Genomic DNA, 12,128 nt, shown 5'->3' with positions numbered 1-12,128 from the left:
AGGCAGCGGGGGAACGATCGTCCGATCGTGCACCGGCGGCACCCACGACCTTGTTGCATCCTCGCACCACCGGCAAGGGCTACGACGCGGTAGGCGCGCGGTTTCAGCCGGTGGACCGGGCCGAAACAGGCACCCGCAACACCTCCGTTCCCAGAAGTTCACACCCGACGGCGCGTCTTTTCCCAGCCTGCGCCCTCCGTGCGCCGTCATTTGCCACCACGCGCCCGGAACGATCTCAACGCTGCTCCGAACGGGTGCAGCGACCGCACGTTGACGACCGATCAGACGTATCCGCGGGTCTACGCTTCAAGCCGTGAAGGCAATCCGCAGGTTCACCGTCCGCACCGTCCTGCCCGAACAACTGCAGCCACTGCACGAGCTCGCGCTGAACCTCCGATGGTCCTGGCACCCGGAGACCAGGGAGCTGTTCCGCTCCGTCGACCCGGACGTCTGGGCCGCCGTCGGGGAGGACCCGGTCCGACTGCTCGGCGAAGTCCCCGCGGCCCGACTGGCCGCCCTCGCCACCGACCGGCGCTTCCTGCGGCGGCTCGGCGACCTGGCCGACGACCTGCGCGACTACCTCACCGGACCGCGCTGGTACCAGTCCGCCGACCCCGAGGGCGGGCTGCCCGCCGGCATCGCCTACTTCTCGCCCGAGTACGGCATCGCCGCCGCCCTCCCGCAGTACTCCGGCGGCCTCGGCATCCTGGCCGGCGACCACCTCAAGGCCGCCTCCGACCTCGGCGTCCCGATCATCGGCGTCGGGCTCTTCTACCGCCACGGCTACTTCCGCCAGTCGCTCAGCCGCGACGGCTGGCAGCAGGAGCGCTACCCGCTGCTCGACCCCGACGCGCTCGCCGTCACCCTGCTCCGCGAGGCCGACGGCACCCCCTGCCGGATCGACCTCGCCCTGCCCGGCGGCCGCACCCTCGCCGCCCAGGTCTGGCGCGCCCAGGTCGGCCGGGTCCCGCTGCTGCTGCTCGACTCCGACATCGAGGCCAACAGCCCCGCCGAACGCGACGTCACCGACCGCCTCTACGGCGGCGGCAGCGAACACCGGCTGCTGCAGGAAATACTGCTCGGCATCGGCGGCGTCCGCGCCGTCCGCACCTACGCCCGGCTCACCGGACACCCCGAACCCGAGGTGTTCCACACCAACGAGGGCCACGCCGGCTTCCTCGGCCTGGAACGCATCTCCGAACTCACCGCCGCCCACCCCGGCCTCGGCTTCGCCGACGCCCTCGAAGCCGTCCGGGCCGGCACCGTCTTCACCACCCACACGCCCGTCCCCGCCGGCATCGACCGCTTCGACCGGGAGCTGATCGCCCGCCACTTCGGCGGCGACGCCGCGCTGCCCGGCGTGCCCGTCGAGCAGGTGCTCGCGCTCGGCGCCGAGAGCTGGGGCGGCGGCGACCCGAAGCTCTTCAACATGGCCGCCATGGGCCTGCGGCTCGCCCAGCGCGCCAACGGCGTGTCCACGCTGCACGGCGCCGTCAGCCGGGAGATGTTCCGCGGCCTGTGGCCCGGCTTCGACGCGCCCGAGGTCCCCATCACCTCGATCACCAACGGCGTCCACGCCCCCACCTGGATCGACCCCGCCGTGGTCCGCCTCGGTGCCACCGAGATCGGCCAGGAACGCGCCGAACAGGCGATGGCGGTCGGCACCGCCAACCAGTGGACCGGCCTCGAACGCATCGGCAACGCCGAGGTCTGGGAACTGCGCCGCACCCTGCGCGCCCAACTCGTCGACGAGGCCCGCCGACGCCTCCGCGCCTCCTGGCAGCAGCGCGGCGCGGGCGACGCCGAACTCGGCTGGACCGGCACGGTCCTCGACGCCGACGTCCTCACCATCGGCTTCGCCCGGCGCGTCCCGTCCTACAAGCGGCTCACCCTGATGCTCCGCGACCCGGCCCGGCTGCGCGCCCTGCTGCTGCACCCCGAACGGCCCGTGCAGATCGTCGTCGCCGGCAAGGCCCACCCCGCGGACGACGGCGGCAAGCGACTCATCCAGCACCTCGTCGCCTTCGCCGACGACCCCGCCGTGCGGCACCGGATCGTCTTCCTGCCGGACTACGACATGGCGATGGCCACGGCGCTCTACCCCGGCTGCGACGTCTGGCTGAACAACCCGCTCCGGCCGCTGGAGGCCTGCGGCACCTCCGGAATGAAGGCCGCGCTGAACGGCTGTCTCAACCTGTCGATCCTCGACGGCTGGTGGGACGAGTGGTACGACGGCCAGAACGGCTGGGCCATCCCCACCGCGGACGGCGGCACCGGCGAGGGCGTGCTCGACCCGGAAAGCAAGGAGGCCGAGCGGCGCGACGACATCGAGGCCGCGGCGCTCTACGACCTCATCGAGAACCAGGTCGCCGCACGCTTCTACGACCGCGCGGCGGACGGGCTGCCGCACCGGTGGATCTCGATGGTCCGGCACACGCTGGTGACGCTGGGGCCGAAGGTGCTCGCCGGGCGGATGGTCCGCGAGTACGTCGAGCGCCTCTACGTTCCGGCGGCGGAGGCGCGACGGCGGCTGGCGGGCGGGGCCTCCGACTACGCCGGCGCGAAGGCGCTGGCGGGCTGGAAGGCGACGGTCCGGGACGCGTGGCCCGCGGTGCGGGTGGAGCACGTCGAGGCGGACGGGGTCGGCGAGGCGCAGGAGCTCGGCGCGACGCTGGCGCTCCGGGTGCAGGTCGCGCTCGGGCGGCTCGGGCCGGAGGACGTCGAGGTGCAGGTGGTTGCGGGGCGCGTCGACGAGAGCGACCGGATCTCCGAGGCGACGACCCTGGCGCTCAAGCCCGCGGCGGCCGGCGGGACGGACCTGGACGGGCGGCTGCGCTACGAGGGGCACTTGGAGCTCTCGCGGACGGGGCCGTTCGGGTACACGGTGCGCGTGCTTCCCGCGCATCCGCGACTGGCGTCGATCGCCGAGCTGGGGTTGGTGGCGGTGCCGGTGGAGCTGGGGGGCCTGGAGGCCGGGGTGCTCAGGTAAGGGCGTTCAGGGGCTCGTGGGGGTACCTCCACGAGCCCCTGACTTCGCACCCGCGAAGTGCTACCCCTGCCAGGAGTGCCAGAGGCGGGCGTACGGGCCGTCGGTGGTGACGAGCTTCTCGTGGGGGCCGAGGTCCGTGAGGTGGCCCTGGGTGAGGACGGCTACGCGGTCGGCGTCGTGGGCGGTGTGGAGGCGGTGGGCGATGGCGATGACGGTGCGGCCGGTGAGGGTGGCGGCGAGGGCGCGTTCGGTGTTGCGGGCGGCGGTGGGGTCGAGGAGGGCGGTGGCCTCGTCGAGGATCAGGGTGTGGGGGTCGGCCAGGATGACGCGGGCCAGGGCGAGTTGCTGGGCCCGGGCGCCGTCGAGGCGGTGGGCGGGGCCGAGGTCGGTGTCCAGGCCGTCGGGGAGGTCGTGGTGCCAGCCGACGGCGTCGAGTGCCGCGGTCAGGGTGGGGTCGTCGGCGTCGGGGGCGGCTATTCGCAGGTTGTCGCGGAGGGTGCCGAGGAAGACGTGGTGCTCCTGGGTGACCAGGACGACCTGACGTCGCAGCCGTTCGGGGGAGAGGTCGGCGAGCGGCACGCCGCCGACGGTGATGGTGCCGGTGCGGGGGCGGTCGATGCCGGCGAGGAGGCGGCCGAGCGTGGTCTTGCCGGAGCCGGACGGGCCGACCACGGCGAGGCGTTCGCCGGGGCGCAGGTCGAGGTCGAGTCCGTGCAGCACGTCGGGCCCGTCCGGATAGGCGTAGCGGACGTCGGTGACCCGGATGCGGTCGTCGGCGGGTTCGCGGTCGGCGGTCGGGGCGGGCGCCGGGGTGGCGGCGAGGCCTTCGACGCGGGCGTACGCGGCGGTGCTGCTCTGTACGGATTCGAGCAGCACGACGATGGTGTCGAGGGGTTCCTCGACGCGCCGCAGGAACAGGACGGCGGAGACGGCGGCGCCGAGGGTGACGGTGTGGTGGGCGACCAGCAGGGCGCCGAGCGGGAGGACCAGGACGACGGGGAGGGTGTACGAGAGGTTGATGACGGCGAAGAAGCGCAGCCGCAGGTGGAGGGTGCGCAGCCGGGCGCGGTTGGCGGTGTCGATGGCGTCGCGGCCCGCGTCGAGGCGCTGCTGCTGGAGGCCGAGGGCGTCGATGGTGCGGGCGCCGTTCGCCGTGGCGGAGAGGGTCCCGGCGAGGGTGGCGTTGGCGGCCCGGTCGGCGAGGTAGGCGGCGCGGGCGCGGCGCAGGTACCAGCGGGCGCCGAGGGCGATGCCGACGACGCCGAGCAGGCCGCAACTGCCCAGCAGGGGGCTGACGGTGAGGATCGCGCCGAGGACGAACAGGGCCTGGGCGGCGGCCACGAAGAGTTCCGGCGCGGCGTCCCGGAGGGTCTCGCCGACGGCGGTGGCGTCGGTGGTGCCGCGGGAGGTGAGGTCGCCGGTGCCGGCGCGTTCGGCGGTGGCGGCGGGCAGGGCGAGGACCCGGTCGAGGAGCTGTTCGCGGACCCGGGCGCCGGCCCGCTCGCCGAACCGGTGGGCCAGGTAGCGGGCCTGGCGGTTCATCAGGATCTGGGCGACGGCGCAGCCGAGCAGCAGCAGGCCGAGACGGTCGATGTCGCCGGTGGTGGCGCCGTGGGTGACCCGGTCGATGATCCGGCCGAGCAGCCAGGGCCCGGCCAGGCCGAGCAGGGCGGCGAGGCCGTTGAGGAGGAGGACGGCGGCGAAGGCCCGGCCGTCCTCGCGGACCAGCCGGACGGCGGCCTGCCGGACCTGGCGGGTGGTGGCGATCGGCAGGGTGTTCATTCGGCCACCTCGGCGTTCTCGGAGTCGGGGCCGCGAGTGACCAGGGAGCGGTAGCCGGGCTGGGTACGGAGCAGTTCGCGGTGGGTGCCGACGGCGGCGACCTTGCCGTCCACCAGGTAGTGGACGGTGTCGGCCCGGTCGAGCAGCAGCGGGGAGGTGCTGGTGAGGGCGGTGGTGCGGCCGGCGCGGGCGGCGCGCAGGCCCGCGGCCATCGCGGCCTCGGTGTGGGCGTCCACCGCGGAGGTCGGTTCGACGGCCAGCAGGACGTCCGGTTCGGCGGTCAACGCGCGTGCGAGGCACAGACGTTGGCGCTGTCCGCCGGACAGGTTGCGGCCGTCGGCGGCGATCGGGGCGTCGAGTCGGCCGCCCAGGGAGCCGAGCAGGTCGAGGGCGGCGGCGGTCTCCAGGGCGGACAGCAGGGTCTCGTCGGGGGCGTCGGTGCGGCCGCGGACGGTTTCGCGCAGGGTGCCGGCGAACAGGGTCGCCTCGTTCTCGGCGAGGGTGATCCGGGACCGGACGTCGGCCAGCGGCAGGTCGGCGAGCGGGGTGTCGCCCCAGGTGACGGTGGCGGCGGGGGCGAGCCGGGCGAGGCGTTCGACGACGGCGGCGGTGTCGGCGGGCCGGGCCGCGGCGAGCACTGTCAGCTCACCGGGGGCGAGCCGGACGCCGGACTCGTGGTCGATCAACTCGGCGGTGGGGACCGGGAGTCGGTCGGTTCCGTGGTCCGGGTCCGGGGCCAGGTGGAGGAAGTCGGTGACCCGGCGGGCGCAGACCAGGGCGCGGCCGATGTCCTGGCTGTTCTCGATCAGGAAGTACACCGGGGCGACCAGCACGGCGGCGTACGCGAACACCGCCGTCAACTGGCCGGGCGTCAGGTCGCCTTCGACGGCGAGGCGGGCGCCGAGCCAGGTGACGGCGGCGAGCAGCAGCACCGGGAGGCCGCCGCCGAGTGCCTGGATCCAGCTGACGGCCGAGCCGACCCGGTAGCCCTCGGCGCGCAGCGCCTGGGAGTCGGCCCGGTAGCGGGCCGCGTACACGTCCTTGCCGCCCAGGCCGTTCAGCACCCGCAGGCCGCCCGCCAGGTCCTCGAACCGGGCGGTCAGGCGGCCCTGGTGGTCGCGGAAGCGGCTCTCGGCCGCCTGTTGACGGACCATCAGGGGGCGAAGGGTCAGGGCGAGGACGGGCAGGCCGAGCAGGACGACCAGGGCCAGCAGCGGGGACAGGGTGAGCAGGATCGCGGCGACCGTCAGGTAGCAGATCACCGCGCCCACACCGGGCCCGATGAAGGTGAGCGCCATGGCGATCCGGGACACGTCGGAGATGCCGATGGTGACCACCTCGCCGGCCGAGACCTGACGGGGCAGCGTCGCGCCGAGCCGCACGCTGTGCCGAAGCACCACGGCGATGGTGCGGAAGGACGCGTCGTTGCGGACCAGCGTCATGGTGCGGTGCCGGCACCAGGCCAGCACGGTGTTCAGCAGGCCGAAGCCGAGCATCGCCGCCGACCAGCCGAGCACCACCCCCGTCCGGCCCGGGCGCAGGCCGTCGTCCACGGCGCGGGAGAGCAGGTACGGCTGGACGGTCAGTCCGAGCATCCAGGCGGTGCCGTAGAACGTGCCCGCCAGTGAACGGCGGCGCTGGCTGCGGACCAGCCACCACAGGAAGCGGAGCGGGCTGCGGGAGTCTGGGGGGCCGGCTCGGCCGGCGGTCGGGTCGTCCACGGACCGAGGCTAGTGGCAGTTTCCGGAGCCGGTCGATCGGTTTCCGGTGCGCCCGGACCTGGTCGGACGGGGGAAATGCCTTGTGGGGGCGGAGGTCGGCCTATTATCGTCACTTCGACGCAAAGCCTGAGGAGGGCACATGACGGAGTGGCTGGGGTTCGTCACCGGCGCGATATGCGTATGGCTGACGGTGCGGACCAACGTCTGGACCTTCCCGGTGGGCATCGCCAACAACGGTTTCTTCCTGGTGGTGTTCGGCACCGCCGGCCTCTACGCGGACGCCGGGCTGCAGGTGGTCTTCCTGGCGCTCGGCGCGCACGGCTGGTGGCAGTGGCTGCGGCGCGACACCGCCGGCGGACGGCTGGAGGTCCGCCGCGGCGGCCCGCGCGCGATCGGCGTCGCGATCGCGGCGGTGGTGCCCGCCACCGCGCTGCTCACCTGGCTGCTGACGGCCGTTCACGACACCGCGCCGTTCTGGGACGCGCTCACCACCGCGCTGTCGCTGGCCGCGCAGTGGCTGCTGAACACCAAGCGGATCGAGACCTGGTACCTGTGGATGGCCGCTGATCTGATCTACATACCGCTGTATGTGGCGAAGGGGCTGTACCCGACCGCCGCGGTGTACGTGCTGTTCCTCGGGCTGTGCGGATACGGGCTGCGCACCTGGCGGCGGACTCCCGGTCACCCGGGCGGAGTGGCGGTGGCTGTCGCATGAGCCTGTTCCAGCACGCCCTGGTGATCGGGAAGTTCTATCCGCCGCACGCCGGGCACCACTTCCTGATCCGCAGCGCGGCCGACGCCGCCGAGCGCGTCACCGTGGTGGTGATGGCCGCCGACAGCGAGACGATTCCGCTGGACGACCGGGTCCGCTGGATCCGCGAGGTCTGGCGAGGGGACTCGCAGGTGCGGGTGGTCGGGACGGTCGACAACATCCCCGTCGACTACCAGGACCCGGAGATCTGGGACGGCCATGTCGCGCTGATGCGGGAGGCGTTGCGGCCGGGCGAGAGCATCGACGCGGTGTTCTCGTCGGAGGAGTACGGGTACGAGCTCGCCCGCCGCTTCGACGCCGCGCCCGTCGTACTCGACGTGGACCGGGCCACGTTTCCGGTCTCCGGCACCGAGGTGCGCGCCGATCCGGCGGCGCACTGGGCGGACCTCGAACCCGCCGTCCGGGCCGGGCTCGCGCGGCGGGTGATCGTCCTCGGCGCGGAATCGACCGGGACCACCACGCTCTCGCTCGACCTCGCCCGCGCGCTGCGGGCGCGGGGCGGGGTGCACGCACTCACCGGGTGGGTCGCGGAGTACGGCCGGGAACTCACCGCCTCGAAGCTCGCCGTCGCCCGGGGGGTGGCGGCGACGGCGGGTGACCCGATGCCGACGGTCGACCAACTGGAATGGGACGGGCGGGACTTCGCGCTGGTGCGGAAGCGGCAGGCGGAGGCCGAGGAGCGGGCGGCGAGGGCCGGGGGGCCGGTGCTGGTCTGCGACACCGACCTGCTGGCGACGGCGGTCTGGGAGGAGCGGTACTGCGGCCGCACCGCGCCGGAGACCTGGGCGGCGGTGGCGACGCAGGCGCGGCGCGAGCTGTACGTCCTGACCTCGCACGAGGGGGTGGCGTTCGAGGACGACGGGCTGCGGGACGGGGAGCACCTGCGGGAGTGGATGAGCGGGCGCTTCCGCGAGGTGCTCGGGGCCTCCGGGCAGCGGTGGATCGAGGTGCGGGGGAGCCGGGAGGAGAGGGTGGAAGCGGTGCTGCGGGCGCTCTTCCAGGGGCTTGGGGAAGAGCTCCTCCAGGGGTTCGTGGAGGCACCCCCCACGAACCCCTGAATGGCTACACCAGGCTGTCCTTCCAGGTCTGGTGGAGCGTCGCGAAGCGGCCTTCGCCGGCGATGAGGGTGGCGGGGGTGCCGTCCTCGACGATGCGGCCCTGATCCATGACGAGGACGCGGTCGGCGATCTCGACGGTGGAGAGGCGGTGGGCGATGATCACGGCGGTGCGGCCGGCCAGGACGGTCTGCATGGCGTGCTGGACGGCCTGTTCGCCGGGGACGTCGAGGGAGGACGTCGCCTCGTCGAGGATGAGGACGGCGGGGTCGGCGAGCAGGGCCCGGGCGAAGGCGACGAGTTGGCGTTGGCCGGCGGAGATGCGGCCGCCGCGCTTGCGGACGTCGGTGTCGTAGCCGTCGGGGAGGGCGGTGATGAAGTCGTGGGCGCCGATGGCGCGGGCCGCGGCCTCGATCTCGGGACGGGTGGCGTCGGGCTTGCCGACGGCGATGTTCTCGGCGACGGTGCCGGAGAACAGGAACGACTCCTGGGTGACCATCACGACGTTGGCCCGCAGGTCGGCGGTGGTGAGGTCGCGCAGGTCGACGCCGTCGAGGGTGACGGCGCCGGCGGTGGGGTCGTAGAAGCGGGCGAGCAGCTTGGCGAGGGTGGACTTGCCGGCGCCGGTCGCGCCGACCACGGCGGTGGTCCGGCCGGCGGGGAGGACGAGGTCGAACGCGGGGAGGATCTCCTTGCCGTTGGCGTACCCGAACCGGGTGTCGCGGAAGGCGACTTCGCGGCCCTTGCCGGTGGCGGCGGGGAGTGGGGCGGGTTCGGTGGGCTCGGGGACGGAGGGCTCGTGGGCGAGCAGGCCGGCCATCTTCTCCAGGGCGGCGGCGGCCGACTGGTAGCTGTTCAGGAACATCGCCAGCTGGTCGATCGGGTCGTAGAGCCGGCGCAGGTAGAGCACGAAGGCGGTGAGCACGCCGAGTTCGAGGCTGCCGTCGCTGACCAGCAGGGCGCCGAGGACGACCACGCCGGTGATCCAGGTGTTGGCGGTCATCCGGGAGAGGAAGACGTACCGGGCCATCTCCAGGAGGCCGTCCGCGGTGGCGGTGGCGGACTGCTGGTTGACGGTGTCGAAGGCCTTGTTGTTGGCGGCTTCGCGGCGGAACGCCTGGACCGGGCGGATGCCGTTCATGGTCTCGGTGAAGCGGACGATCAGCCCGGCCACCGCGGTGCGGGAGCGGCGGTAGACCTGCTGGGAGCGGCGGCGGAAGGACCTGATGATCAGGTACATCGGCAGGAAGGACACCAGGGAGGCCAGGCCCAGGCGCCAGTCCATCAGGCAGAGCACCACGGTGATGTAGCCGACGGACAGACAGACCATCAGGAGTTCCTGGAGGCCCTCGGCGAGCAGTTCGCGCAGGGTGTCCACGTCGCTGGTGGCGCGGGAGATGATCCGGCCGGAGGTGTAGCGCTCGTGGAAGTCCAGGCTGAGCCGCTGGGCGTGCCGGAAGATCCGGCCGCGCAGGTCGAGCAGGATGTCCTGGTTGATCCGGGCCGCGAACCTGATGAAGAAACGTTGCAGCAGGGTGGCGACGAGCGCGCAGCCCAGGTAGCCGGCGGTGACGGCGATCAGCGGACCGGAGTCGTGGTCGCGCAGGGCGGGGATGCCGCGGTCGATGGCGAAGGCGACCAGCAGCGGCCCGGCCTGCAGGGCGGCCTGCTGGACCAGGACGGCGAGCACGGCGAGGACGATCCGGCGGCGGTGCGGGGCGAGCAGCGAGCCGAGCAGGGCGCGGGGCGCGCCGGGCGGGACGGGGATGTCCTGGTCGTCGTCGGCCGCGGGGGGCAGGTCGTCCTCTTCGACGGCGGGTTCCGCGACGGCGGTGGTCATCGGGCCAGCGCCCCTTCCAGTTCGGATTCGCCGGACATCAGGGCCCGGTAGGCGGGACAGGACTGCAGGAGTTCGTGGTGGGTGCCGACGGCGGCGATCCGCCCGTCGTCGAGCAGCGCGACCCGGTCGGCCAGCAGCACGGTGGACGGGCGGTGCGCGACGACGAGCGCGGTGGTGTCGGCGAGGACCCGCCGCAGGGCGCGTTCCACCAGGGCCTCGGTGTGCACGTCGAGCGCGGACAGCGGGTCGTCGAGGACCAGGAAGCGGGGTTCGCCGACCACCGCGCGGGCCAGCGCGAGGCGCTGGCGCTGGCCGCCGGAGAGGCTCAGGCCCTGCTCGCCGACCTCGGTGTCCAGGCCCTCGGGGAGCCGCTCGACGAAGCCGGCCTGCGCGGTGTCGAGGGCGCCGGCGAGCCGCTGCGGGTCGGCGCCGGGGGCGCCCATCAGGACGTTCTCCCGGACGGTGGCGGAGAACAGGGTGGGTTCCTCGAAGGCGACGGCGACCAGGCGGCGCAGCTCCTCGCGCGGCAGGTCGCGGACGTCGGTGCCGTCCAGCGTGATCGACCCGGCGGTCGGCTCGTACAGGCGGGGGAGCAGCGCGGTGAGGGTGGTCTTGCCGCTGCCGGTGGCGCCGACCAGCGCGAGCGTCTCGCCGGGGCGGATGTGCAGGTCGATGCCGGCGAGCAGGTCGGGGGTGCCCGCCGGGGCGTCGGGATAGCGGAAGCGGACGCCGGTGAAGCGGATGCCGCGGTCGTCCGAGGGGGCCTCGCCGGAGGGCGGGTCGGTGGGCTCCGGCTCGTCCATCACCTCGAAGTAGCGGTTGGCGGCGCTGGCGGCCTCGGCGGCGAAGCCGAGCAGCCAGCCGATCGACTCGACCGGCCAGCGCAGGGCGAGCGCGGTGGAGAGGAAGGCGACCAGGGTGCCGGCCGAGAGTTCGTCGTGGGCGACCAGGACGGCGCCGGTGGCGAGGGCGGCACCGAGGGCGAGTTCGGGCAGGCCGACGATGGCCGCCCACAGGTTGCCGAGCAGGTCGGCCTTGCGCAGTTCGGTCTCGCGCAGGTCGGCGCTGTGCCGGCGGAACTCCTCGGCCATGGTGCGGTGCCGGCCGAAGGCCTTGAGGATGCGGATGCCGAGCACCGACTCCTCGACGACGGTGGCGAGGTCGCCGTTCTGGTCCTGGGCGAGCCGGGAGGCGGCCGAGTACCCGGCCTCGAAGCGGCGGGTGTAGATGATCAGCGGGATCGCCGGGATCAGCGTGATCAGCGCGAGCCGCCAGTCCAGGGTGAACATCAGCGCGGTGCCGGTCAGGAAGACGGTGGAGTTGACCACCAGGAAGACCAGCGGGAAGGCCAGGAACAGCCGCATCACGAACAGGTCCGAGGTGGCCCGGGAGAGCAGCTGCCCGGACGGCCAGCGGTCGTGGAAGGAGATCGGCAGCCGCTGGAGCTTGGCGAACAGGTCGCCGCGCAGCTTGGTCTCCACCTTGGCCAGCGGGCGGGCCACGATGATCCGGCGGACGCCGAACAGGGCGGCCTCGGCGAGGCCGAGCAGCAGCAGGGCGAGGGCCAGCGGCCACAGCCCCGACAGGTCGTGGTGGGCGATCGGCCCGTCCACGATGCCGCGCAGCACGATCGGCACGGCCAGCACGCTGAGCGAGGCGAGCCCGGCGGCGGCCATCGAGCCGAAGATCCGCCAGCGCGCCTCGCGGGCGTACGGCCACAGGCGCAGCAGGGAGCGTACCGGCGATCGGGGTACCGATCCGGGTGAACTTCCGGTGCCGCCGGTTGACGGAGTGTTCGAATCCGCTGGGGTGGGCGGAGTGGGGTTCTGGTTCTCGGCCATCGCCGAGAGGGTAGGCGCACCCGCTGACATTTCTCATCTGCTTTTTTGCCCCTGTCGGTGAGATCCGGCCAGGAAGGAGGGGGCGTCAGGGCAGATCGCGGCGCTCCCCATTGCGCCGTTCGGGTCGC

7 protein-coding genes are annotated in these 12,128 nt (G+C 73.4%); 3 read left to right on the top strand and 4 right to left on the bottom strand.

Going from position 1 to position 12,128, the window contains the following annotated elements:
- The first annotated feature begins 313 nt into the window (after positions 1 to 313).
- The gene (gene glgP / locus AMK19_RS21275) at positions 314 to 2,989 is read left to right on the top strand and encodes an alpha-glucan family phosphorylase (protein WP_073814137.1); all 2,676 of its coding nucleotides are present in this window, start codon (positions 314 to 316) and stop codon (positions 2,987 to 2,989) included.
- Positions 2,990 to 3,049: 60 nt separating this feature from the next.
- On the opposite strand, the gene AMK19_RS21270 is transcribed toward glgP, so the two are convergent.
- Positions 3,050 to 4,771 (bottom strand): ABC transporter ATP-binding protein, encoded by a 1,722-nt coding sequence (locus tag AMK19_RS21270; protein ID WP_073814135.1) that lies wholly within the window; start codon positions 4,769 to 4,771, stop codon positions 3,050 to 3,052.
- Complete coding sequence (locus AMK19_RS21265; RefSeq protein ID WP_073814133.1) at positions 4,768 to 6,492, bottom strand: ABC transporter transmembrane domain-containing protein; 1,725 nt, start codon at positions 6,490 to 6,492, stop codon at positions 4,768 to 4,770. Before AMK19_RS21265 ends, AMK19_RS21270 begins: the two co-directional genes overlap by 4 nt.
- Positions 6,493 to 6,631: 139 nt before the next feature.
- On the opposite strand from AMK19_RS21265, the gene pnuC reads away from it, so the two are divergent.
- A complete protein-coding gene (gene pnuC / locus AMK19_RS21260) occupies positions 6,632 to 7,207 on the top strand; it encodes a nicotinamide riboside transporter PnuC (protein ID WP_073814131.1) in 576 nt (191 codons plus the stop codon).
- Complete coding sequence (locus tag AMK19_RS21255) at positions 7,204 to 8,322, top strand: AAA family ATPase (protein WP_073814129.1); 1,119 nt, start codon at positions 7,204 to 7,206, stop codon at positions 8,320 to 8,322. Before pnuC ends, AMK19_RS21255 begins: the two co-directional genes overlap by 4 nt.
- Positions 8,323 to 8,326: 4 nt before the next feature.
- Here AMK19_RS21255 and AMK19_RS21250 read toward each other — a convergent pair whose 3' ends face one another.
- On the bottom strand, positions 8,327 to 10,159 hold the full coding sequence (locus AMK19_RS21250) for an ABC transporter ATP-binding protein (protein ID WP_073814127.1): 1,833 nt from the start codon (positions 10,157 to 10,159) through the stop codon (positions 8,327 to 8,329).
- Positions 10,156 to 12,000, bottom strand: coding sequence for an ABC transporter ATP-binding protein (locus AMK19_RS21245; RefSeq protein ID WP_073814125.1), 1,845 nt, complete (start codon positions 11,998 to 12,000; stop codon positions 10,156 to 10,158). The genes AMK19_RS21250 and AMK19_RS21245 overlap by 4 nt, the downstream gene beginning before the upstream one ends.
- Positions 12,001 to 12,128: the final 128 nt, after the last annotated feature.

Source organism: Kitasatospora sp. CB01950 (assembly GCF_001905465.1).
Classification (GTDB): domain Bacteria; phylum Actinomycetota; class Actinomycetes; order Streptomycetales; family Streptomycetaceae; genus Kitasatospora.
Note: the sequence above shows the minus strand (reverse complement) of the source record. Positions and strands in the feature narration are given on the sequence as shown.